The sequence below is a fragment of the Streptomyces sp. NPDC050121 genome, from assembly GCF_044460385.1.
GTDB lineage: Bacteria > Actinomycetota > Actinomycetes > Streptomycetales > Streptomycetaceae > Streptomyces > Streptomyces soliscabiei.
In genome coordinates, this window is the sequence record NZ_JBITJV010000011.1 from 122,880 (window position 1) to 146,396 (window position 23,517).

At 71.4% G+C, this 23,517-nt stretch carries 20 protein-coding genes and 2 pseudogenes; 17 read left to right on the forward strand and 5 right to left on the reverse strand.

What is annotated here, in order from left to right; all coding sequences use genetic code 11:
* Nucleotides 1-48: 48 nt before the first annotated feature.
* The 3 genes from ACIBTS_RS18880 to ACIBTS_RS18890 all read left to right on the forward strand — a co-directional run bounded on the left by ACIBTS_RS18880 (nt 49) and on the right by ACIBTS_RS18890 (nt 3,017).
* On the forward strand, nt 49-1,182 hold the full coding sequence (locus ACIBTS_RS18880; RefSeq protein ID WP_399320651.1) for an LAGLIDADG family homing endonuclease: 1,134 nt from the start codon (nt 49-51) through the stop codon (nt 1,180-1,182).
* Between the two features lie 144 nt (nt 1,183-1,326).
* Nucleotides 1,327-1,968, forward strand: a complete 642-nt coding sequence (locus ACIBTS_RS18885; RefSeq protein ID WP_399320652.1) for a GntR family transcriptional regulator — start codon at nt 1,327-1,329, stop codon at nt 1,966-1,968.
* Nucleotides 1,969-2,000: 32 nt separating this feature from the next.
* Nucleotides 2,001-3,017, forward strand: coding sequence for a 1-aminocyclopropane-1-carboxylate deaminase (locus tag ACIBTS_RS18890; RefSeq protein ID WP_399320654.1), 1,017 nt, complete (start codon nt 2,001-2,003; stop codon nt 3,015-3,017).
* A gap of 12 nt (nt 3,018-3,029) precedes the next feature.
* Here ACIBTS_RS18890 and ACIBTS_RS18895 read toward each other — a convergent pair whose 3' ends face one another.
* A complete protein-coding gene (locus ACIBTS_RS18895) occupies nt 3,030-4,556 on the reverse strand; it encodes an MFS transporter (RefSeq protein ID WP_399320656.1) in 1,527 nt (508 codons plus the stop codon).
* Between the two features lie 167 nt (nt 4,557-4,723).
* Between ACIBTS_RS18895 and ACIBTS_RS18900 the strand changes: the two genes are divergently transcribed.
* Complete coding sequence (locus ACIBTS_RS18900) at nt 4,724-5,296, forward strand: TetR/AcrR family transcriptional regulator (RefSeq protein ID WP_079663099.1); 573 nt, start codon at nt 4,724-4,726, stop codon at nt 5,294-5,296.
* A gap of 108 nt (nt 5,297-5,404) precedes the next feature.
* Here the strand turns inward: ACIBTS_RS18900 and ACIBTS_RS18905 are convergent, their stop codons facing one another.
* The 3 genes and pseudogenes from ACIBTS_RS18905 to ACIBTS_RS18915 all read right to left on the reverse strand — a co-directional run bounded on the left by ACIBTS_RS18905 (nt 5,405) and on the right by ACIBTS_RS18915 (nt 7,875).
* A complete protein-coding gene (locus ACIBTS_RS18905; RefSeq protein WP_399320801.1) occupies nt 5,405-6,631 on the reverse strand; it encodes a TerD family protein in 1,227 nt (408 codons plus the stop codon).
* Nucleotides 6,632-6,726: 95 nt separating this feature from the next.
* Nucleotides 6,727-7,038, reverse strand: a pseudogene (locus ACIBTS_RS18910) (alcohol dehydrogenase); the annotation flags it as partial.
* A gap of 27 nt (nt 7,039-7,065) precedes the next feature.
* Nucleotides 7,066-7,875 (reverse strand): NAD-dependent epimerase/dehydratase family protein, encoded by an 810-nt coding sequence (locus tag ACIBTS_RS18915; protein ID WP_399320658.1) that lies wholly within the window; start codon nt 7,873-7,875, stop codon nt 7,066-7,068.
* 222 nt (nt 7,876-8,097) lie between these two features.
* Between ACIBTS_RS18915 and ACIBTS_RS18920 the strand changes: the two genes are divergently transcribed.
* Both ACIBTS_RS18920 and ACIBTS_RS18925 read left to right on the forward strand, forming a co-directional pair.
* A complete protein-coding gene (locus tag ACIBTS_RS18920; RefSeq protein WP_399320660.1) occupies nt 8,098-9,060 on the forward strand; it encodes a 5-dehydro-4-deoxyglucarate dehydratase in 963 nt (320 codons plus the stop codon).
* Nucleotides 9,057-10,220 carry a hypothetical protein gene (locus tag ACIBTS_RS18925; RefSeq protein WP_399320661.1) on the forward strand — a complete coding sequence of 388 codons (1,164 nt, stop codon included), beginning with the start codon at nt 9,057-9,059 and terminating at the stop codon, nt 10,218-10,220. Before ACIBTS_RS18920 ends, ACIBTS_RS18925 begins: the two co-directional genes overlap by 4 nt.
* Here ACIBTS_RS18925 and ACIBTS_RS18930 read toward each other — a convergent pair.
* Nucleotides 10,157-11,389 carry an MFS transporter gene (locus ACIBTS_RS18930; protein ID WP_399320662.1) on the reverse strand — a complete coding sequence of 411 codons (1,233 nt, stop codon included), beginning with the start codon at nt 11,387-11,389 and terminating at the stop codon, nt 10,157-10,159. The genes ACIBTS_RS18925 and ACIBTS_RS18930 overlap by 64 nt on opposite strands.
* A 132-nt stretch (nt 11,390-11,521) precedes the next feature.
* On the opposite strand from ACIBTS_RS18930, the gene ACIBTS_RS18935 reads away from it, so the two are divergent.
* The 11 genes and pseudogenes from ACIBTS_RS18935 to ACIBTS_RS18985 form a co-directional block, all read left to right on the forward strand.
* Nucleotides 11,522-12,112: a TIGR03086 family metal-binding protein gene (locus ACIBTS_RS18935; protein WP_399320664.1), complete on the forward strand. Its 591-nt coding sequence runs from the start codon at nt 11,522-11,524 to the stop codon at nt 12,110-12,112.
* Between the two features lie 85 nt (nt 12,113-12,197).
* Complete coding sequence (locus ACIBTS_RS18940) at nt 12,198-12,959, forward strand: MBL fold metallo-hydrolase (RefSeq protein ID WP_399320665.1); 762 nt, start codon at nt 12,198-12,200, stop codon at nt 12,957-12,959.
* A gap of 196 nt (nt 12,960-13,155) precedes the next feature.
* Complete coding sequence (locus tag ACIBTS_RS18945; RefSeq protein WP_399320666.1) at nt 13,156-13,836, forward strand: GntR family transcriptional regulator; 681 nt, start codon at nt 13,156-13,158, stop codon at nt 13,834-13,836.
* Entirely contained in the window at nt 13,833-14,744 is a 912-nt protein-coding gene (locus ACIBTS_RS18950) for a dihydrodipicolinate synthase family protein (RefSeq protein ID WP_399320668.1), read from the forward strand. Before ACIBTS_RS18945 ends, ACIBTS_RS18950 begins: the two co-directional genes overlap by 4 nt.
* Complete coding sequence (araD, locus tag ACIBTS_RS18955; RefSeq protein WP_399320670.1) at nt 14,732-16,546, forward strand: L-arabinonate dehydratase; 1,815 nt, start codon at nt 14,732-14,734, stop codon at nt 16,544-16,546. The genes ACIBTS_RS18950 and araD overlap by 13 nt, the downstream gene beginning before the upstream one ends.
* Nucleotides 16,547-16,739: 193 nt before the next feature.
* On the forward strand, nt 16,740-17,675 hold the full coding sequence (locus ACIBTS_RS18960) for a carbohydrate ABC transporter permease (protein ID WP_079663114.1): 936 nt from the start codon (nt 16,740-16,742) through the stop codon (nt 17,673-17,675).
* On the forward strand, nt 17,672-18,571 hold the full coding sequence (locus tag ACIBTS_RS18965) for a carbohydrate ABC transporter permease (protein ID WP_319673863.1): 900 nt from the start codon (nt 17,672-17,674) through the stop codon (nt 18,569-18,571). The genes ACIBTS_RS18960 and ACIBTS_RS18965 overlap by 4 nt, the downstream gene beginning before the upstream one ends.
* 121 nt (nt 18,572-18,692) lie before the next feature.
* Nucleotides 18,693-19,853 (forward strand): Gfo/Idh/MocA family protein, encoded by a 1,161-nt coding sequence (locus ACIBTS_RS18970; protein WP_399320803.1) that lies wholly within the window; start codon nt 18,693-18,695, stop codon nt 19,851-19,853.
* Nucleotides 19,853-20,707 (forward strand): PmoA family protein, encoded by an 855-nt coding sequence (locus tag ACIBTS_RS18975; RefSeq protein ID WP_399320672.1) that lies wholly within the window; start codon nt 19,853-19,855, stop codon nt 20,705-20,707. The genes ACIBTS_RS18970 and ACIBTS_RS18975 overlap by 1 nt, the downstream gene beginning before the upstream one ends.
* Nucleotides 20,704-22,221 (forward strand): family 43 glycosylhydrolase, encoded by a 1,518-nt coding sequence (locus tag ACIBTS_RS18980; protein ID WP_399320674.1) that lies wholly within the window; start codon nt 20,704-20,706, stop codon nt 22,219-22,221. Before ACIBTS_RS18975 ends, ACIBTS_RS18980 begins: the two co-directional genes overlap by 4 nt.
* A 33-nt stretch (nt 22,222-22,254) precedes the next feature.
* Nucleotides 22,255-23,433: pseudogene (locus ACIBTS_RS18985) on the forward strand (polysaccharide lyase family 1 protein); the annotation flags it as partial.
* Nucleotides 23,434-23,517: the final 84 nt, after the last annotated feature.

The window sequence follows — 23,517 nt, forward strand, 5'->3', positions numbered from 1 at the left end:
TGATGGCTCGGTATGTCCGGTCGAGGAGGTCGTCGAAAGGTGCCTTCCGTGCTTTCGTTCAGCAAGGAATGGGACACCAGACCGGTTCGATATGGTGCCAACCAGGGTGCCCGGGACCACTCGGTCGGTGACCTCGTTCCGGCGGTTCCGGATGCATGGTCTGCTGGCCTTCCTCAAGAGGTGAGGAGCATCAAGTTTGTTTCCGGGCGAACCATCGAGGCTGCGTTGGACCAGCGTTGGGTGACGCAGCGGCGGGTGGGGCGGCAGGCGTGGGAATGGAAGCGAACCCATGCCTTGGTGCCCGGCGACCGGGTCCCCTTTTCGTTGGCCGCCGCTCGATTCGGATCGGAGGGTCAAGCCCGCGACGGATACTTCGTCGGTGCCATGCTCGGTGACGGTGGGATGACGTCCTGCACGCCGGAGTTCCACGGCGATCCACTGGATGGTGCCGTGGATTTCATGCGGGAGTTTTCCGCAGAGCACGGGTGCGGGGTGCGTGAGATTCCACAGGGGACCATCGTGCGTCTGCGGTTCCCGTTCAGGGCGGGATATCGCAACCCGCTCACCGAGGTTCTTCGACGCTTCGGTGTGTGGGGTCAGCGATGTGACGAGAAGCAGATCCCCGATATGCGGCTGAGTCGCGACTTCTGGATCGGATGCCTTTCGGGACTGATTGACACCGATGGCCATGTCCGCGAACGGATTAACCCCCGAGGTACAGTCCACGGCTCGGTCGAGTTTGCTTCGGTATCATCCTTGTTGGCTGCGCAAGTGTCCGATGCTCTGTTACGCCTTGGGGTTGCCAACAGGGTTCGGACGGTCCAGCGACCGCCAGGGCGGGGGCATTCAATCAATGGCCATCCCGTGGTGAGCCGACGGCCGATTCACATCGTGGAGGTTTCACGAGCAACCGCACTCGTCCGCCTGGCTGGGCTTCTGAACCTTCGCATTGGATACAAGGCGTCCACGCTGAAGCGGCTGGTGCAAGTGGTCGGACACGTGACCCCGGCGCGGAGTGAGATGCATGGTTATGACGAGTCTGTGGCGCTGGATCGAGTAAAGAGCATTGAACCAGGTGGAATGCGCCGCGTGTATGGCGTCACGGTGAGTCCCTCGGGTCTGTTCCTGGTCAATGGCTTCGTGGTGGGCGCTGAGCTGCAGGTGGCCGATGCAGGTCGTTGATCAGCAGCTGAATGCTGCGATCAGCCCGGAGGCGGGCACCGCTCGTCTCCAGGCGCGATGGGCCTCACACCTGCCGACTCGGCACGAAGGGGTGCCGGCCACATCCTTGTCCGCGTGGGTCAGTGACATCTAACATTTCAGTTCATGGAGGCCGTGCCACGCACTCTGCTCAGGGACCGCGCTTACGAATCGATCCGGGACGCCATCGTCGCTGGGGACATCGCACCCGGCGCGGTGGTGCGCGACGCCGAACTCGCGGAGCGGCTGGGCCTGTCCCGGGCGCCGGTGCGGGAGGCGTTCGCGCGGCTGGTGGACGAGGGGCTGCTGGAGAGCAAGCCGCAGAGCTACACGCGAGTGACCCCGGTCGTGGCCGCCGACGTACGGGACGCGGCGGCCGTGGTCGGGGCGATGCACGAGCTGGCCACCTGGGTCGCGGTGCCCCGGCTGTTCGCGGCGGACGTCGAGGCGATGCGCGCGGCCAACGAACGCTTCACGGCCGCCGTCGGCACCGGTGACGTCGACGCCGCCCTGCGCGCCGACGACGAACTTCACGACATCCTCGTCCGGGCCGCCGGCAACCGGGCGGCCGCCGCCACCATCGCCCGCTACACCCCCCTCATCCGGCGGCTGGAGCGACGGCGCTTCGGTGAGGGCGGCACCTGCCGTTCGGCCGGACTGCACGGCCGGCTGATCGAGGCCTGCGTCGACGGTGACGCGGCCGAGGCGGTCCGCGTCACGGCGGAGATCTGGCGAACCCTGGCCGACCTCGTCGACGCCGACGACTGACCCACCGACCGCCCACTGCTCCAGGAGGCCCCATGTCCCTCTCCTCGTACGAGCGTTACCCGCTCCTCTTCGGCCCCTCGCCCATCCACCCGATGGAACGGCTCACCGCCCACCTCGGCGGAGCCGCCCTCTGGGCAAAGCGGGAGGACTGCAACTCCGGGATCGCGTACGGCGGGAACAAGACCCGCAAGCTGGAGTACCTGGTCGCCGACGCGATAGCGCAGGGCTGCGACACGCTCGTGTCGATCGGCGGGGTGCAGTCCAACCACACCCGCCAGGTCGCGGCCTGCGCCGCCCGCGCCGGGCTGAAGTGCGTGCTGGTGCAGGAGAGTTGGGTGGAGTGGCCCGACGCCGTGTACGACAAGGTCGGCAACATCCTGATCAGCCGGCTCGCCGGAGCCGACGTACGGCTGGTCCGGGCCGGGTTCGGGATCGGCTTCAAGGAGAGCTGGGAGCAGGCGCTCAGGGAGGTCGAGGAGTCGGGCGGGAAGCCGTACGCCATCCCGGCCGGGGCCTCCGACCATCCGCTCGGCGGGCTTGGGTTCGCCGGGTGGGCGTACGAAGTCACCGAGCAGGAGCGGCAGTCGGGCGTCTTCTTCGACACCGTGATCGTCTGTTCGGTGACCGGGTCGACCCAGGCCGGCATGGTCGCGGGGTTCGCCGCGCTGGAGGAGGCGGGCGGGCGGCCCCGGCGCGTCCTCGGGATCGACGCCTCGGCCAAGCCCGCCCAGACGCGCGAGCAGATCGCCCGCATCGCCCACAACACAGGTCAACTGATAGGAGTGGAGCGGGAGTTGACCGTCGGGGACGTCGAACTCGACGAGCGGTACCACGCCGGTGTCTACGGCGTCCCGGACGAGACGACGCTGGAGGCGATGCGGCTCGCCGCGCGGACCGAGGGCATGGTCACCGACCCCGTGTACGAGGGGAAGTCGATGGCCGGGCTCGTCGACCTGGTCGCGCGCGGCGAGATCGGCCGCGACTCCACCGTGCTGTACGCGCACCTGGGCGGGCAGCCGGCACTGAACGCGTACAGCGCGCTGTTCTGAGCCGTCCACGGTCTATACGGCGGTCCTCGGCCGCCCCCTGATCACGAAGGCCGCCGTCAGCAGTGCCGTCAGCGCGATCAGGGCGGCCGCGCCGAACGCGTGGGCCGCGCCGTGGGTGAGGATCTCGGCCGGGGTGCCCGACGCGCGCCGGGTGGCCGTGCCGTACACCGTGACCAGGACCGACAGACCGAGCGTGCCGCCGAGCCACTGCAGGGTCTGCAGCAGGCCGGAGGCGGCGCCCGCCTCCTGAGGACGGATCTTCGCCAGGATCGTGGCGTTCAGCGGCATCAGGGCCAGGCCGACGCCGACGCCCAACAGCAGCAGCGGGCCGAGAAGTCCGGCCGCATAGCCGTCGTCGGGGCCGAGCCGCCACAGCCAGGCGGCTGCGCCGGCGAGCAGGGTCACGCCGGTCAGGATCAGCGGTTTGGGGCCGAAGCGGGCCAGCAGGCGCGGCACGAACCGTACGGTCGAGAACATCACGACCGTCATCGGCAGGAAGGCGAAGCCCGCGCGCAACGGGCTGTAGCGCAGGACCTGTTGGCTGATGAGGGTGAGGAAGTAGAAGGCGCCGAACATGCCCGCGGGCAGCAGCAGGACGCCGACGTAGGCGCCCGCCCGGTCGCGGTCGGCGAAGAGCCTGAGCGGCATGATCGGCTGCTCGGCGCGGGCCTCGATCAGGGCGAAGCCGGCCAGCAGCGCGGCGGCGCCGGTGAAGCCGAGCAGTGCCAGGGTGTCGCTCCACCCCTCTTCCGAGACCCGGATGAACGCGTACACCAGTGAGGTCGTCCCGGCGGTCCCGGTCAGGGCGCCGGCCGCGTCGAACCGGCCTGCGTGGCGAGGGGTCTCGGTGACGACGCGGGGCAGAGCGAGGGCGACCGCGAGGCCGATGGGCACGTTGATCAGCAGAGCCCAGCGCCAGGACGCCCAGGCGGTGAGCATCCCGCCCAAAACCAGGCCGACGGAGGCGCCGATGCCGGCCATGGAGGAGTAGACGCCGAGAGCGTGGTGGCGGCGGGGGCCCTCGGGGAAGTTGGTGGTGATCAGGGCGAGGGTGCTGGGGGCGGTGAGGGCGGCGCCGACGCCCTGGAGGGCGCGGGCGGCGAGCAGCCAGCCGCTGTCACCGGCCAGCCCGCCGAGCAGCGAGGAACCGGCGAACAGCAGGACGCCGAGGGTGAGTGTGCGGCGGCGGCCGAGCAGGTCGCCGACGCGCCCGCCGAGCAGCAGCAGTCCGCCGAAGGCGAGGGTGTAGGCGTTCAGCACCCAGGACAGTCCGGTGGGGGAGAAGCCGAGGTCGCGCTGCATGGCGGGCAGGGCGACGTTGACGACGGTGGAGTCGACTCCGACCATCAGATAGGCGGTGACGACGACCAGCAGGACGGCGCGCAGCCGGACGTCGGAGCCGGGTGGCCCGGGCGGACCGGACGGCCCGGAGGGGGACGTGCCCGTCGTGGACGAAGGCCCGGGCGAAGGTGTGGACGAAGGCCTGGGCGAAGGCGTGGGCGAATGTGTCGACGAAGGTAAGGGGGACGGCGTGGACATGGAGTACTCCCTGTCTGGTGTCCCCGCGTGATGTGGTGGAACATGCGGGCAGCACGGCAGGGCCCGGCCGTGGGCTCGCAGAGACCCGAACGCAGTAAGCGGGGACTGTCTCCGTTTAGTCCTCGCTAAAATACGGAGAGAGTCCCCGGTTCGCAAGGAGTAACTGGATGACGCAAGGAAGACCCATGCGCGCGGACGCTCGCCGCAACTACGAGCGCCTGCTGAAGGTGGCGGCGGAGGCCTTCGCCGAGCATGGGGAGGGCGCCTCCCTCGACGACATCGCCAAGCGGGCGGGCGTCGGATCCGGCACGCTGTACCGGCACTTCCCGACCCGCCAGGCGCTGTTGGAGGCGGCCTACATCGACCGGATCGAGGCGCTGGCCGTGCGGGCCGACGAACTCGCCGGGGAACTCCCGCCGGGCGAGGCGCTGGTGGAGTGGATCAACGAGCTGTGCGTCGGCACGATCCAGGTACGCGGCATGAAGGCCCTGCTGGGTTCCGCCGTCACGGACGGCAGCGCGGCCGCGGTCACCGCCTGCGGCACGCACATGAAGGACGCGGCGGCCCGGCTGGTGGAGGCGGCGCAGCGGGAGGGGACGCTGCGGGCGGACATCGAGCCGATCGACGTACTGCGCCTCGCGCACGGGGTGGCGACGGCGTCGGAGCTGGCGAAGGGGGACAGCAGCGCCATCCGCCGCTATGTGTCGCTGCTGACGGAGGGTCTGCGACCCGCGCGGTGACGGCGGCGGGCGCCCCCGTGCAGGCGGGCGCCCTTGGCCGAGCGAGTACGGGCGAGGCGATACGGGCGCGTGGACCGCGGCCGCCACGCGAACGCGGCCGGACAGGTCCTACAGTGCCTGGGCGCCCGGCTTCACCATGTTCCGTACCGTGCGGGCCTTGACGAAGTCGCCCATGGCCGTCATCTCCCACTCGCCGGAGAACTGCCGGATCAGCTTGGCCATCAGCACGCCCGTCTGCGGTTCGGCGCCGGTGAGGTCGAAGCGGACGAGCTCCTCGCCGGTCGAGGCGTCCAGCAGGCGGCAGTACGCCTTGGCGACCTCCGTGAACTTCTGGCCGGAGAAGGAGTTCACCGTGAAGACCAGACCGGACACCTCCTGGGGGAGGCGCCCGAGGTCGACGACGATCACCTCGTCGTCACCGCCGCCCTCGCCGGTGAGGTTGTCGCCGGAGTGCTTGATCGCGCCGTTCAGGATGGAGAGCTTGCCGAAGTAGCAGCTGTCGATGTGGTTGCGCTGGGGGCCGTAGGCGATGACCGAGGCGTCCAGGTCGATGTCCTTGCCGCGGAACGCGGGCTCCCAGCCCAGACCCATCTTGACCTGCGAGAGCAGCGGACGGCCGCCCTTCATGAGGGACACGGTCTGGTTCTTCTGCAGGCTGACGCGGCCCTTGTCGAGGTTGATCTTCCCGGTGCCCGGGGCCGCGGCGGGCGGGGCCGGGGGAGCGGCCGGCGGTGCGGGAGCGGTGAGCCGCGGGTCCATGGGCGGGGCCGGCGGCGCGACCGGGGCCTGCATCGGCGGCGAGGGCGGGGTGACCGGCCGGGCCGGGGCGGCGGCCGGCGCCGGCTCCTCCACCGTGACACCGAAGTCGGTGGCGATGCCGGCCAGACCGTCGGCGTACCCCTGGCCGACCGCGCGGGCCTTCCAGGCGCCGCCTCGCAGATAGATCTCCACGACGACCAGCGCCGTCTCGCTGCCGAGCTGCGGGGGCGTGAAGGTGGCCAGCACATGGTCGTCGTCCGCGCTGCGGATCGTCGCCGTCGGCTCGACGCCCTGGAACGTCTGGCCCGCGGCGTCCGGGCTCGCGGTGACGACGATCTTCTCGATGCCGGGCGGGAGCGCGGCCGTGTCGACGACGATCGCGTCGGGCGCCGCGCCCCCGCCGGAGCGGTACGTCACGCCCGGGCCGTGGGGCTGGTTGTAGAAGATGAAGTCGTCGTCCGAGCGCACCTTGCCGTCTGCGGTGAGCAGCAGGCCCGAAACGTCGAGTCGCACCGGGGCGGCGACGTCCACCGTCACGCGGGCGACGGAGAGAGGGATGTTCGAGCCGGGGGTCATAGCTGTCATGCCCCGTGAACGACTGAGACCACTTTGCCGTTCCCTTACCCGCGCCCGAAGCCGCTGCCCGGGTGAGGGAACCTGAGAACGCCCGGTCAGGGCACCACCACGATCTTGCGCCCGATCCCCGCCGCGAACTGCTCCAGCGCCTGCGGGTACCGCTCCAGCGGGATGCGGTCGCTGATGAAGGCCTCCGGGTCCAGCACCCTGTTCGCGAACAGCTCGGCCGCCCGCTCGAAGCTGTGCAGGACCGCCATGGACCCCGTGACGGTGATCTCCTGGTTGTAGATCCGGTACGGGTCGATCGTGACCCTGGTCGCGTAGTCGGCGACGCCGAACTGCAGGAACGTCCCCGCCTTCGCCACCCGGTCCAGGCCGTCCTGGATCGCCGCCGCGTTGCCCGTCGCTCGGCCGGTGTCCGGTACGGCGATGGGTCAGTAGGGCCAGATCGGCGGGTCGCTGACGAAGTGGCCGCCCAGGTTGGCGTGGGCGATGTTCTCCGAGTCCAGCTCGCCCTGCTCGGCGATCAGTTTCTCGGCGTACGGCTCGGAGTCGTCCTGCGGCTCGTAACCGAGCGCCCGCGCGGAGCTCAGGTCCCACCACAGGCGGGTGTTCGCGGAGGAGCCGTACACGATCGTGTGGCCGACGTCGTCGGCGGTCAGGGCCGCGTGGAAGAGGCGGGCGCCGTCGGCGGGGCTCATCCACACCGACAGCATCCGCACGCCGGTCGGCTCGGCGAAGCAGGAGCCGATGCGCACGGACACGCTCTCCAGGCCGTGCTTGTCCCAGTAGAGCTGGGCGAGGTCCTCGCCGAAGGACTTGGACAGGCCGTAGAAGGTGTCCGGGCGGTGCGGGGTGTCGACGGGGATCAGGGGGTCGTCGCCCTGGGGGCGGGGGGTGAAGCCGACCGCGTGGTTGGAGGAGGCGAAGACGATCCGGCCGACGCCCTCTTCGCGGGCCGCCTCGTACAGGTGGTAGGTGCCCTCGATGTTCGCCTTGAGGATCTTCTCGAAGGGGGCTTCCAGGGAGATGCCGGCGAGGTGGAGGATCGCGTCGACGCCCCGCACGGCCTCCCGGACCGCCTCCCGGTCGGCCAGGTCCGCGACGATCGCGTCCGGCTCGCCGTCGATCGGGCGCAGGTCGAACAGGCGCAGCTCGTAGCCGTAGGCCGGCAGCAGGTCCCGCATCAGGGTGCCGAGGCCGCCTGCGGCGCCGGTGAGCAGGACGGTGCGCGGAGCGGGCATCCTCGGGTCTCCTTGGATCGGTCGCGGGACGGTTCGCAGCGGCGGACGCATGCGTGGCCATAGTTCACATTCATGGACACGCTAAGGAGCCGCGGCGGCACCCGTCAAGTGTCCTGCATGACTGGCAAAACTGCTGGTGCCTCGGGGGTTGGTCGGCTTGACCGGGCTCGATCGGGCACCTTAGCGTGAGCTTGTTCAGGAATATGGACACTGCTCAAGAATATGGACTCGGGAGAGCCTGTGACGTCAGCCCCGCTCGCCGCCCGCCTCCGCGTCCCCAGCGGACCGCTGTTCTTCCCCGTCACCGCCTACGGCCCCGACGGCTCCCTCGACCTCGACGTCTACCGCGCCCACGTCCGCCGTGGAGTCGAGGCCGGCGCCGCGGCCGTCTTCGCCTGCTGCGGTACCGGAGAGTTCCACGCGCTCACCCCGGAGGAGTTCGAGCGGTGCGTACGGGCGGCCGTCGAGGAGACCGACGGGCGGGTGCCGGTGATCGCCGGCGTCGGCTACGGGACCGCGCTCGCCGTGCGCTACGCCGGGCTGGCGGAGGCGGCCGGAGCGGACGGCCTGCTCGCCCTGCCGCCCTACCTCGTCGTCGCCGCCCAGGAGGGCCTGCTGCGCCACTACCGGGAGGTGACGGCGGCGACCCGGCTCCCCGTGATCGTCTACCAGCGCGACAACGCCGTCTTCACCCCGCAGACCGTCGTCGCACTCGCCCGCACCGAGGGGATCATCGGCCTCAAGGACGGCCTCGGCGACCTCGACCTGATGCAGCGGATCGTCAGCGCCGTCCGCACCGAGGTCCCCGGCGACTTCCTCTACTTCAACGGCCTGCCGACCGCCGAACAGACCCAGCTCGCCTACCGGGCCCTCGGCGTCACCCTCTACTCCTCGGCCGTGTTCTGCTTCGCCCCCGAGATCGCCCTCGCCTTCCACCGGGCCCTGAACACCGGCGACGACACCACCGCCCACCGCCTCCTCGACGGCTTCTACCGGCCGTTCGTCGAACTGCGCGCCCAGGGCCGCGGTTACGCCGTCTCCCTCGTCAAGGCCGGCGTCCGGCTGCGCGGCCTCGACGTCGGGGAAGTCCGCCCGCCGCTGCACGAACCGAGCGAGGATCATGTCAAGCAACTCGCCCAGGTGATCGAACGCGGCCACGCGCTGCTGGAGGAGGACAAGTCGTGAAGGCGTCGACATTCGTCTACCCCTGGGACGTCATCGGCGATCCCGCGGCCCCGGCCCGTATCGCCGCGCTCGGCGTGGAACAGGTGACCCTCGCCGCCGCCTACCACTCCACCCGCGCCCTCACCCCCCGCCACCCGCGCCACCGCATCGTCACGGCCGAGCACGCCGCCGTGCTGTACCCGCCGGACGCCCGCTGGGAGGGCCGTGCCCTGCGCCCGTACGCGGCCGGCGACTGGGCCCTGGGCGACGCCTACGGGGAGGCCGCCGAGGCGCTCGCGGGAGCCGGGCTCGACGTGCACACCTGGGTGGTCCTCGCGCACAACTCCCGGCTGGGCGCCGACCATCCGGACACCTCCGTCGTCAACGCCTACGGCGACCGCTACCCGTGGGCCCCCTGCATCGCACAGCCCGCCACGCGCGCGTACCTCGTCGACCTCGCCGCCGAGGCCGCCGTACGCCCCGGCGCGGGCGGCGCCGAACTGGAGTCCCTCGGCTGGTACGGGCTGCAGCATCTGCACGCCCACGACAAGACCGCAGGCGTCGGCCTCGGGGACGCCGGCCAGTACCTGATGGCGCTCTGCTTCTGCCCCGCCTGCCGGGCCGGCTACGGCGCACAGGGCCTGGACGCCGACGCGCTCGCCGCCGCCGTACGGCAGGCGCTGGAGCCGCTCTGGCGGGGGGCGCCCGACGACGGGGACTGGGCGGGGGTCGAGAAGCTGCTCGGGCAGGAGACGGCGGCGGCCACGCGCGCGTGGCGCGACGACACCGCCCGCACGCTCCAGGAGACCGCGGTCGGGGCGGTGCGCGCGGCCGCGCCCGACGGCTTCCAGGTCCTGCTGCACGCCGACCCCGTGACGTACCACGTGGGCGCCAACCCGGGCGTCGACCCCGCGCACATCCTGTCCGTCGCGGACGGCGTCGTCGTGCCCTGCGCCGGCGGGCCCGCCCTGCTGACGCCCTTCGCCGGACAGGGCCGCGCGGACGCGGTCGTCGCCGCCAACCTCGGCGTCGTCTCCGGCATGGGCGGCAGCCCGGACACCCTCTTTGCCGACGCCGCCCGGGCCCGGGAGCTCGGCGCGACGGAACTGCGGCTCTATCACGCCGGGTTGGCGTCGGACGACGACCTGGAGGCGGTGCGCTCGGCGCTCGCCGGGCGCTGAAGGAGCAGGGCGGCCGTCACCGACAGGCATACGCCCAGGGCGAGCAACAGGGGGCGGTGGTCGACGAGTTCGACCAGTGCCGCCCCCACCGCGAGCCCGACGGCGTTCGGCGCGTACAGCAGCGTCCCGGCCGTGGCGGTGACCCGGCCGAGCAGCGCGTCCGGCGTCTCCCGCTGTACGGCGGTCAGCGCGGCGATCGGCGCACAAGGCAGTCCCGCCCCGATGGCCGCGCCGCACACCAGGGCGAGCGGGTCCGAGGGGACGGCCCGCGCGGCGACCGCGACGGCCGTCAGACCGATCCCGTACGCGGCGAACCGGCGTTGCCCCAGCCACCGCAGCGCGGGCCCCGACAGCAGCCCCACCGCGACCGAACCGGCGCCCTGGACGGCGTACAGCGCGCCCGCGTACGCGGGGGATCGGCCGAGGCTCTCGACGACGGCGTAGACCAGCGCGCCGTTGACGCCCGCGAACAGCATCGCCGCACCGCCGGCCAGGACCAGCGGGCGCAGCGCCGGGTGCGCCCACAGGAAGCGCGCGCCCTCGGCCGTCCTCGCCCGCAGGCCGCCGGTGGCCCGCCGCGGGCGTTCCTCACGCACCCGCACGCGCGCGTACAGCCCCGCCGCGGCGACGAAACTCGCGGCGTCCAGCAGCGCCACGCCCGGGCCGCCGTACGCCGCGTACAAGCCCGCCCCCGCCAGGGGAGCGACCAGCTTCATGCCCTCCACGGCTGTCGTGCGCAGCCCGTTGAAGTCGCCGAGCAGCTCCGGGGCGACAGCGGCGGCGACGAGCCCGGACTCGGCCGCGTCGGCCACCACCGAGGCGGCGCCGTACAGCACCAGCACCGCGAACAGCAGCCACAACCGGCCGGGGGAGTCGACCCCGAGGACGGTGAGCAGCAGGGCGGCCGGGCCCAGGTTCAGCGCGATGAGCAGGGGTCGGCGGCGCGCCCGGTCGGCGAGGGTGCCCAGCAGCGGGCCGGCCAGGGTGGGAGCCCACAGCGCGAGCACACACAGCGCCGCAAGCCCGTTCGAACCGGTGAGGTCCTTGACCCACACACCGGACGCCAGCCACATCGCCGAGGTTCCGAACCCGGATACCACCAATGCCGCCAGACAGATCGCCGCGTCGCGGTCCCGCAGGACGCGCACCACGGACCAGTTCTTCGTCATGCCTGGTCATCGTGGGTCTAAGGAGGCCCTCCCCGCATCGGGCAGGTGCCCTACGCGCGGCGGGCGGGCCCCGGGCGGACCCCGGGCGGACCCCGGCCGATGAGTTCTCGGCGGGCGGCCGGTCTACCCCGTATGACCGACACGACGACTTTTGACCTCGAACCGCAGGCCCGGATCATCGCGACCCTCGCGGCGGGCGTCCGTGACGAGCAGCTCGCGGATCCGACGCCCTGCCCGGGCACCGCCGTCCGCAACCTGCTCGGGCATCTGACCGGCCTCGCCGGCGCCTTCCGCGACGCCGCCCGCAAGGACCTCGGGTCCACGACCGACACTCCGCCGGACACCACCGCGACCGACATCGGCCCCGGCTGGCGCGAGGAACTGCCCAAGGTGCTCGACGAACTCGCCGACGCCTGGCGCGACCCGGCCGCCTGGACCGGCATGACCCGCGCGGGCGGCGTCGACCTGCCCGGCGCGGTCGCGGCCGCCGTCGCCGTCGACGAACTCGTCATCCATGGCTGGGACCTGGCCCGGGCCACTGGGCAGGAGTACGCGCCCGACCCGGCCGCGCTGCGGACCTCGCACGACTTCCTGCGGGCGGCCGCCGAGGAGTCGGACCGCGGGAACGGCATCTTCGGCCCCGTCGTGCCCGTCCCGGACGACGCCCCCCTGCTCGACCGGGCGGTCGCACTGAGCGGACGTGACCCGGGCTGGACGCCGTAGGACAGGTCCTGGCCGACCCGATGATCGTGTCGTAGACGGACCCAATCAGGGCGTGCCGGGCAGGCGCGAACCGTACGCTCCCCGTATGCCCCTCAGCCTCACCGTCCTCGGCACCGCCTCTCCGCACCCGGGGCCGGGCCGCCCCTGCTCCGGCTATCTGCTGCGCGGGGCGGGGGCCGAGGTCTGGGTGGACGCGGGGTTCGGGACGTTCGCGGAGTTGCGACGGCACACGGATCCCGACCGGCTCACGGCGATCTGGATCTCCCACCTCCACGCCGGCCACAGCGCCGATCTCCTCGCCGCCGCCCACGCGCTCGCCTACGGCGGAATGACCCCGCCGGCCCCGATCCCGGTGTACGCGCCGCTCGACTGCGCCCGTCGCCTGGCCGGCTTCCTCGGCCGCTCGGACGTACGGTTCCTGAGCGAGGTCCTCGACTTCAGGCCCCTGTTCGACGGGCACACCGTACGGCACTGGAACGTGCGCCTGACCTCGCGCGCCATGGCCCACGACACCGAGGCGTACGGGCTGCGCGCCGAGTGCCAGGGAAGCGTCTTCGCGTACTCGGGCGACAGCGGGCCGTGCGCCGCGCTCACCGAACTCGCCTCCGGTGCCGACCTGTTCCTGTGTGAGGCGGATCTCGACCGACATCGCGAAGGCGAACGCGAACAGCAGGTCCATCTCACGCCTGAGGACGCCGGCGACGCCGCCCGCAAGGCGGGGGTGCGGGAGCTGTACATCACCCACGTCGGGCCCGCCCTGACCCGCAAGGCCGCGACCGAGCGGGCCGCCCTCGTCTTCGACGGCCCCACCCGCACCGCACGCGAGGGCGAGACCATCCCCTTCTGACCCTCCGGTCCCGACCCGCCCTTCCGACGCCCCTTCCCAACGCCCCCGTCCAACACCTCTTTTGACACTTCCTTTGTCGGAACCATTGACGAATCACAGGGGCCCTCCTACCTTCAACGCGTCGTACTTCGTACGTCATATATGAGACGCGATACGCGAGATCTGAGATCAGATACGCGACTTCCGAGAGGCGCGCATGACCTCTGTGCCCACGCCGATCCCCTCCCGCACGCAGTACGTGCTGGAGGAGATCAAACGCCGCATCCTCACCGGGCGACTGACGCCCGGTCAGGCCCTGGTCGAGACCGAGCTCGCCGCGCAGTTCGGGGTCTCCAAGACCCCGGTGCGCGAAGCCCTCAAGACCCTGGCCGGCACCGGACTGGTCGTCATGAGCCAGTACAAGGGCGTCACGGTGCGCATGGTGGACGCGGACATGGCGCGCGAGGTCTACGACGTCCGGCTGCTCCTCGAACCCGAGGCGCTGAGACGGGCGGTACGGCGCGGCGCCTCCCTGGACGCGGCCCGCGATGCGCTGACGATGGCCGACGAGGCGACCGACACCGCCGAACGGTCCCTGGCCAACCGGGAGTTCCACCGCGCGCTCTACCTGCCGTGCGGCAACCCGCTGCTCGGCCGGATGCTCGACGAGGTCCGCGACCAGGCCGCCCTGGTCTCCGCCGTCGCCTGGGCCGCCTCGCCCTCCTGGGAGCGGGAGGCCGGCGAGCACCGCGAGATCCTGCGGCTGGCCCTGGGCGGCGACGCGGACGGCGCGGCCCGCGCCCTGCACGCCCACATCGCGTCCTTCGTGCACCGGGCGTTCCCCGAGACCGACGACGGGACCCTCGCGGGGGCCCAGGCAGAGGAAGGTCAGGAATGAGCAGCGTGGCGTTCGAGACCCAGCGTGCGGCCCTGGCCGACGTGGTGGCCATCCCGGTGACCCCGTTCGCCGGGGACGGCTCCATCGACCAGGACGCCCACCGGGCCCTGCTGCGCCGTCTGCTCGACGGCGGGATCACCACCCTCACCCCGAACGGCAACACCGGCGAGTTCTACGCCCTCACCCCCGAGGAGCGCCGCCTGGTCACGGAGTTGACGGTCGAGGAGGCGGGGGATCGTTCCGTCATCCTCGTCGGCGTCGGACACGACGTCCCCACCGCCGTCGCCTCCGCCCGGCACGCCCGGGAGCTGGGCGCGCAGATGGTGATGGTCCACCAGCCCGTCCACCCCTACGTCTCGCAGCGCGGCTGGGTCGACTACCACCGGGAGATCGCGCAGGCGGTGCCCGAACTCGGCGTCGTCCCCTACATCCGCAACACGCAGCTGCACGGCGAGCGCCTGGCCGAGCTCGCCGACGCCTGTCCCAACGTCGTCGGCGTCAAGTACGCCGTCCCGGACGCCGCCCGCTTCGCCGCCTTCGCGCGCGACGCCGGCCTGGAACGCTTCGTCTGGGTCGCCGGCCTCGCCGAGCCGTACGCCCCCTCCTACTTCTCCGCGGGCGCCACCGGCTTCACGTCCGGGCTGGTCAACGTCGCCCCCGCCGTTTCGTTGAACATGATCGAAGCGCTTCGATCGGGGGACTATCCGGCCGCGATGAAGGTGTGGGAACAGATCAGGCGCTTCGAGGAGCTGCGCGCCGCCAACGGCTCCGCCAACAACGTCACCATCGTCAAGGAGGCCCTTGCCTCCCTTGGTCTGTGCCGCCGCGAGGTCCGCCCCCCGAGCCGGCCGCTGCCCGAGGATGAGCGCGCCGAGGTCGCCGCCATAGTCGCCGGATGGTCCATATGAAGCGCTTCGACGATCATATAGTCGGCCCCGCGGACGACGGCACCGCCGCCGCCGAGCGTCCTTCGGTGAGGCATCCTGCGCTGAAGCGTCCGGAGGAACTCCGAAGCCACCAGTGGTACGGCACCGACGGCCTTCGCTCCTTCAGCCACCGCGCCCGCACCCGCCAGCTCGGCTACCTCCCCGAGGAACACCTCGGCAAGCCGGTCATCGCGATCCTCAACACCTGGTCCGACATCAACCCCTGCCATGTCCACCTGCGCGACCGCGCCCAGGCCGTGAAGCGGGGTGTGTGGCAGGCGGGCGGTTTCCCGCTGGAGTTCCCGGTCGCCACGCTCAGCGAGACCTTCCAGAAGCCGACGCCGATGCTCTACCGCAACCTGCTCGCCATGGAGACCGAGGAGCTGCTGCGCTCCTACCCGGTCGACGGCGCCGTGCTGATGGGCGGCTGCGACAAGACGACCCCCGCGCTGCTCATGGGCGCGGCGAGCGTCGACCTGCCCACCGTCTTCGTGCCGGCCGGGCCCATGCTGCCGGGCCATTGGCGAGGCGAGATCCTCGGCTCGGGCACCGACATGTGGAAGTACTGGGACGACAAGCGGGCTGGCGTGATCGGCGACTGCGAGCTGGCCGAGCTGGAGAACGGCCTCGCCCGCTCGCCGGGTCACTGCATGACGATGGGCACGGCGTCCACGCTGACGGCCGCGGCGGAGGCGCTGGGTGTGACGGTGCCGGGTGCGTCGAGCATCCCGGCCGTGGACTCCGGGCACGATCGGATGGCCGCATCGTCCGGCATGAGGATCGTTGAACAAGTCCACAAGGGGCGCCTCCTCTCCGAGATCCTCACCCACGACGCCTTCGAGGACGCGGTGACGACCGTCCTTGGCCTCGGCGGTTCGACGAACGCCGTCATCCACCTCATCGCCATGGCCGGCCGCGCGGGCGTCAGGCTCACCCTCGACGACTTCGACCGGATCGCCCGCACGGTTCCCGTCCTCGCCAACGTCCGCCCCGGCGGCCAGAAGCACCTCATGGAGGACTTCCACTTCGCGGGCGGCCTGCCCGGCTTCCTCTCCCGGATCCCGGACCTGCTCCATCTCGACCGCCCGACGGTCTCGTTCGACACCCTGCGCGAGCAGCTCGCCGGCGCGCAGGTCCACCACGACGACGTCATCCGGCTCCGGGACAACCCGGTCGCCGCCGAGGGCGGGGTCGCCGTACTGCGCGGCAACCTCTGCCCGGACGGCGCCGTCATCAAGCACATCGCCGCCGAGCCGCATCTGCTCAAGCACACCGGACCCGCGGTCGTCTTCGACGACTACAGGACCATGCAACGCACCATCAACGACCTCGAGTTGGGCATCACCGCCGACACGGTCCTGGTGCTGCGGGGCTCCGGCCCCAAGGGCGGTCCGGGCATGCCCGAGTACGGCATGCTGCCCATCCCCGATCATCTGCTCAAACAGGGCGTGCGGGACATGGTGCGGATCTCCGACGCCCGGATGAGCGGGACGAGTTACGGCGCGTGCGTGCTGCACGTGGCGCCCGAGTCGTACGTCGGCGGGCCGCTGGCCCTGGTGCGCACGGGCGACTCGATCACCCTCGACGTCGAGGCCCGAACTCTCCAACTCAACGTGGACGACGAGGAGCTGGAGCGGCGCAGGGCGGACTGGACGCCGCCGCCCGCCCGTTACGAGCGCGGTTACGGAGCGCTCTACAACGAACAGATCACCCAGGCCGACACCGGCTGCGACTTCGAGTTCCTGGCACGGCCAGGCAAGGTTCCGGACCCGTACGCAGGCTGACCGGGCCCGCTCAGGGGCCGCGGGGCCGTATCGATATGCGGCTCCGCCGCGTGGGCGCGACCGGCCACGACGCATCCGCAGCCGCCACACCGCAACAAGGGGCACCCCGTACCGCGAAAGGGCAACCTCCGCCCGTCGAGAAAGCGCTTCCTGTACGACCTCCGCACGACGTACCGAGAACGGAGACCCTGTCATGGCCCAAGCCGCAGCCGTGGCGAAACCGCCCGCGCCACCCCGGCGGCGCCGTGCCTCCGCCACGCCGCGCAGACTGCCGTATCTGCTGATCGCGCCGGCGGTCCTGCTGATGCTGGGCTTCATCGCCTACCCGGTCATCAGCGTCTTCTACTACAGCCTGCAGAACTACAACCCCACCAAACCGTGGCGGAACGGCTACGCGGGCTTCGACAACTTCGTCCACGCCTTCACCGACGACCCGCAGTTCTGGGACACGCTGACCTTCAGCGCCAAGTGGGTCGTCGTCGAGGTCGGACTGCAGCTGCTGTTCGGTCTGGCCCTGGCGCTGATCGTCAACCAGACCTTCGTGGGGCGCTCGCTCGGCCGCGCCCTGGTCTTCTCGCCGTGGGCCGTCTCCGGCGTGCTGACCTCCGCGATCTGGGTGCTGCTCTACAACTCCCAGACCGGCATCACCCGTTACCTCGCGGACATGGGCATCGGCGAGTACGGCACGAGCTGGCTGTCGGACACCTCCACCGTCTTCCCGGCGGCGATCGTCGCCGACCTGTGGCGCGGTGTCCCCTTCTTCGCGATCCTGATCCTCGCCGACCTCCAGTCCGTCTCCAAGGACCTGTACGAGGCCGCCGAGGTCGACGGGGCCAGCAGGATCAAGCAGTTCTGGCACATCACCCTGCCCCATCTGAAGGACGCCATCGTCCTGTCCACGCTGCTGCGCGCGGTGTGGGAGTTCAACAACGTCGACCTGCTGTACACGCTCACCGGCGGCGGCCCCGCGGGGGAGACCACCACCCTCCCGCTCTACATCGCCAACACCAGCGTCGACGCCCACAACTTCGGCTACGCGTCCGCCCTCACCACGGTCGCGTTCGTGATCCTGCTCTTCTGCTCGATGGTCTATCTGCGGCTGAGCAAGTTCGGAGGAGGCGACAAGTGATCACCAAGGAGGCAACCGAGGTCGCACCCGCCCCCGTGCGCGTGCCCACCGCCGCCGACCGACGGCCGACCGGGAAGAAGCGCGCCTGGGACGAGGCGCCCCGCTGGCAGATCTACGTCCCGCTGGGGATCTACCTGGTCTTCACCCTCGTCCCCTTCTACTGGATCCTGCTCTTCGCGCTCCGCCCGGCGGGCTCGACCTCGCTCGTGCCCTGGCCGATGACCTTCGACCACTTCGAGAAGGTGTGGAACGAGCGGGACTTCGGGATCTACTTCCAGAACAGCCTGATCACCGGCGTGGCGACCCTGCTGCTGACCACCGGCGTCGCCCTGGCCGGCGGTTACGCCCTCGCCCGCTTCGACTTCAAGATCAAGCGCGGGTTCATGCTCGCCCTGCTGTGCACCCAGTTCGTGCCGGGCGCGCTGCTCCTGGTCCCGCTCTTCCAGATCTTCGCCGAGCTGAAGATGATCAACTCGCTGTCGAGCGTGATCATCGCCGAGACCGTTTTCCAGCTGCCTCTGTCGATGATCCTGATCAGCGGCTTCATCCGGAACGTGCCCTACTCCCTGGAGGAGGCCGCCTGGGTCGACGGCTGCAACCGGTTCACCGCCTTCCGCATCGTCGTCCTCCCCCTGCTGCGACCGGGCCTGATCGCCGTCGGCTCCTTCGCCTTCGTGCACGCCTGGAACCACTTCCTGTTCGCCCTGATGTTCCTCTCCGACCAGAGCAAGCAGACGATCCCGGTCGGCCTGAACACCCTGATGAGCGCGGACAGCGTCGACCTGGGCGCGCTGGCCGCGGGCGGCATCATCGCCGCCGTGCCCGTGGTGATCGTCTTCGCCTTCATCCAGAAGTGGCTGATCACCGGGTTCAGCGCGGGGGCGGTGAAGGGATGAGGAAACGTCAGGCCGCTGCAATGGCAACAACGTTTGGGCCACTGCCCGCGCACCCCGAGGTTCGAGACCTCAGCCAAAGCGACGCGGCATCCGGAGGTGTCCAATGAACCTCATGAACCTCATGAGCACCGCCGTCCCCGTCGTCCTCGCGGGCGCGCGCGGCCACGGCCGCTGGCACCTGGACAACATCCGCCGACTCCAGGACAAGGGAATCGTCCGGCTTGCGGGCATCTGCGAGCTGACCCCGCTGACGGCGGACGAGATCCCCGAGGGCCTCGGCATGCCCGAGCAGTCCGCCGACTTCGGCGCGCTGCTGGACACCACCGGCGCCCGGATCGCCGTCGTCTGCACCCCCATCCCCACCCACACCGATCTGGCCCTGACCGCGGCCCGCAAGGGCGTGCACCTGCTCCTGGAGAAGCCGCCCGCGCCGTCCTACGCCGAGTTCCGCCGGATGGCCGAGGGGGTCGCCGAGGCCGGCGTGGTCTGCCAGATCGGCTTCCAGTCGCTGGGCTCGCACGCTGTGCCCGCGATCCGCACCCTGATCGCCGACGGTGCGATCGGCGAGGTGGCCGGCGTCGGCGGAGCCGGGGCCTGGGCGCGCGCCGAGTCGTACTACCGGCGGGCGCCCTGGGCGGGCAAGCGGAGGCTGAACGGCGTCGACGTGATCGACGGGGCGCTCACCAACCCGCTCGCGCACGCCGTCGCCACCGCCCTCGCGCTGGCCGGAGCGACCCGCGCCGAGGACGTCACCGGCATCGAGACCGAGCTGGCGCACGCCAACGCCATCGAGTCCGACGACACCTCCTGCGTCCGCGTCACCACCGCCGACGGCCGTCACATCGTCGTCGCGGCCACCCTGTGCGCCGAGGACCCCGACGACCCGTACGTCGTCGTCCACGGCAGCCGCGGCCGGATCACGTACTGGTACAAGCAGGACCGCGTCCTGCTCCAGCGCGCCGGCCACGGCCCCGAGGAGTACGAGTACGGCCGCACCGACCTGCTGGAGAACCTCGTCGACCACCTCACCGACGGGGCCGAACTGCTCGTCCCGCCCGCCGCGACCGAGTCGTTCATGCGGGTCGTCGAGGCGATCCGGACCGCCCCCGACCCGGTCCAGCTGCCCGACGGCGCCTGGCGCCTGCTGCCCGACGAGGACCGGCGGGTCGTCCCCGGCATCGACGGCCTCGTCGCGGCCGCCGCCGACACCCTCGCCCTCTACTCCGAACTGGGCGCCCCCTGGGCGTTCACGACCGCGCATCCGAAAGAGGTGAGCCCCTGATGACCGCACCGGCACCCGACGCACCGGTCGTCCTGCGCGTCGCAGGCCGCCCGGTCGGCCGCTACGTCACCCGCCCCGAACTGCCCACCCGGCTCTCCCCACGCCCCTATCTGCACCCCGTCACCACCCTGGCCGGCACGGCGGTCACCGAACTGAGCCCGGCCGACCACACACACCACCTCGGCGTCGGTGTAGCCGTACCCGACGTCGAGGGGCACAACTTCTGGGGCGGCCGGACCTACGTCCGGGGTCAGGGCCCGACCGAGCTCGACAACCATGGCGCCCAGCGCCACGGCTCCTTCCAGCTGCGCGACCCCGACGGCTTCGTCGAGGAGCTGCGCTGGGTCGCCGCCGGCGCCGAGCTGCTGCGCGAGCGCCGCACGGTCGCCGCCACCGAACTCACCGACACCGCCTGGGCGTTGGACTTCACCTTCTCCCTCACCAACGTCACCTCCGGCCCGCTGTCGATCGGCAGTCCGGCGACGAACGGCCGCCCCGGCGCGGCCTACGGCGGCTTCTTCTGGCGCGCCCGGAAGGAGGCCAGGGCTCCGCAGGTCTTCACCGCCGACACCGAGGGCGAGGCCTCGGTCCACGGCGAGCGCGCCGACTGGCTCGCCCTGGCCGGCGCCGGCTGGACCCTCGTCTTCGCGGGCGCCACCGGCACCACCCGCCGCGACCCCTGGTTCGTGCGCACCGGCGAGTATCCGGGCGTCGGCTCCTCGCTGGCCTCTGCCGAGCGGCTGCCGATCCCGCCCGGCGAGACGGCCGTACGGCGCGTCGTCACCGTCGTCGCCGACGGCCGCCCGGACCGGGACGAGGCGGCGGCGCTGGTCCGCAAGGCGGTCAGCCAGTGACCCACGAGCCGCACGGCACCTACACGAACCCGATCCTGAACGCCGACTGGTCCGACCCCGACGTCGTGCGCGTCGGCGACGACTTCTACCTCACCGCATCCAGCTTCGGCCGCGCCCCCGGCCTGCCGCTGCTGCACTCGCGCGACCTGGTCAACTGGACCCTGGTCGGACACGCCCTGGAACGCCTGGAACCCGCAGCGGAGTTCAACACCCCGCGCCACGACTGCGGTGTCTGGGCACCGGCGTTGAGATGGCACGACGACCGCTTCTGGATTTTCTGGGGCGACCCCGACCAGGGCATCTTACAGGTCAACGCCCCTGAGATCAGGGGCCCTTGGACCCGCCCGCACCTGGTGAAGGAGGGCAGGGGACTCATCGACCCGTGCCCCCTGTGGGACGACGACAGCGGCGAGGCGTATCTCGTCCACGCCTGGGCGAAGTCCCGCGCGGGCGTCAAGAACCGGCTCACCGGCCACCGCATGCACCCCGAGGGGACGGCCGTCCTCGACGAGGGCAAGCTGATCGTCGACGGGGACCGCATCCCCGGCTGGTTCACCCTCGAAGGGCCGAAGCTCTACCGGCACGACGGCTGGTTCTGGATCCTCGCCCCCGCCGGGGGAGTGGAGACCGGCTGGCAGGGCGCCTTCCGCGCCCGGGACTTCTTCGGCCCGTACGAGGAGCGGGTCGTCCTGGAACAGCGGGACACCCAGGTCAACGGCCCCCACCAGGGCGGCTGGGTGCGCACCCCGTCCGGCGAGGACTGGTTCCTGCACTTCCAGCAGCGCGGCGCGTACGGCCGCGTGGTCCACCTCCAGCCCATGCGCTGGGGCCCGGAGGGCTGGCCGGTCATCGGCGACGAGGGCGCTCCCGTCCTCCGGCACCGGCGGCCCGGTCTGCCCGCGCAGCCCGCCGCCGCGCCCGCCACCGACGACGACTTCCCCGGCGGACGCTTCGGCCGCCAGTGGTCGTGGACGGCCAACCCCCATGACGGCCTCGCCACCCAGCACTCCGCCGACGGACTGCGCCTGACCTGCGTACGGACGGCCGACGCGCACGACCTGCGCACCCTGCCGAACATCCTCACCCAACGACTGCCCGGCGTCCCGTCCACCGTGGAGGTGGAGCTGCGGCTGCACAGTGAGGAGCCGGACGCCCGCGCCGGACTCGCGGTCCTCGGCGACGCCTTCGGCTGGATCGGCCTCCAGCGCGGCGCCGACGGCGCCGTCCACCTCGTGCACCGGTTCGCCGAACAGGTCGCCGAGCAGGAACGCGATGCCGCTCACCCGCGGCTCGCCCCCGACGGGCGGGCCCGCCTGCGGATCGAGATCGGCGCGGGCGCCCGCTGCCGTTTCGCCTACGACGTCGGCGACGGCCTGCGCTGGTCCGGCCCCGTCTTCGCCGCCACTCCCTGGCGCTGGGTCGGCGCCCTGCTCGGCCTCTTCGCCGTCGCGCCGGTCGGAACCGGGCACGCGGGGGCCGCCACGTTCAACGAGTTCCGGATCAGACCTCTTTAACTCACCTGTTCTGTACGCCTGTTGGGAGCCGCAATGACGCACTTCCCTAGCAAGCGCTTGCCGAGACCCGGGTTGGTCATGGCGGCCGTGGCCGGCCTGGTGGCGGCGCTCGGCCTCGGCGCGGTCGGCGAGGCGAGGGCCGCCGTCCGACCGACGACCACCGTCGCCGCCACGTCCTCGACGTCCTCGACGTCGTCCTCCGCCCCGACGTCCTCGGCGGCTCGCTGGACCGACCGGGCCCACGGTTTCGCCTCCGTCGCCGGGGGCACCACCGGAGGCGCCGGCGGCACGGTCGTCACCGTCACCGACCAGGCCCAGCTCGCGAAGTACGCGGCCGCCGAGGAGCCCTACGTCATCCGGGTCAAGGGCGCGGTGGCCGTCGAGCCCTTCGGCTCCGACATCGTCGTGACCTCGAACAAGACGATCATCGGCGTCGGTGACACCGGCGAGATCGTGCACGGCGAACTGCACCTGAACCCCGGCACGCACAACGTGATCATCCGCAACCTGACGATCCGGGACTCCTACGTCGAGGGCGACTGGGACGGCAAGACGACCGACTTCGACGCGATCCAGATGGACACCGTCGACCACGTCTGGATCGACCACAACACGTTGACGCACATGGGCGACGGACTGCTCGACATCCGCAAGGACAGCCAGTACATCACCGTTTCCTACAACCGATTCAGCAACCACAACAAGGCGTTCGGCATCGGCTGGACGACCAACGTCCGCACCCAGATCACCATCGACCACAACTGGTTCACGGGCACGAAACAGCGCAACCCCTCGGCCGACAACTGCGCCTACGCCCACCTCTACAACAACTACGTGTCGGCGCAGGTGGCCGACGGGGACCCGGTGTGGACGTACGGGAACTGGTCGCGAGGCCACACGAAGATGGTCATCGAGAACGGTTACTACGACGGCGTCCAGCATCCCTACCAGGCCGACGCGACGGCCGAGCTGGTCGAGCGCGGGTCGATCCTGCGCAACACGAGCGGGCGCACCGACGAGTGGGGCGCCGCCTTCGACCCGCGGGAGTTCTACGCCTACCGGCTGGACCCGGCGGCGGCCGTTCCCGCGCTGGTCACCCGGTTCTCCGGGCCGCAGGCGCGGATCGGCGCCGCGCTCCCGCCGACCGTGCCGGGCGACCACCCGACCGTGCCGGGCGACCACCCGACCGTGCCGGGCGACCACCCGACCGTGCCGGGCGACCACCCGACCGTCCCGGGCGACCACCCGACCGTCCGGTGAACACCCCCCATGACCCCCCACAACTTCATATCTCCG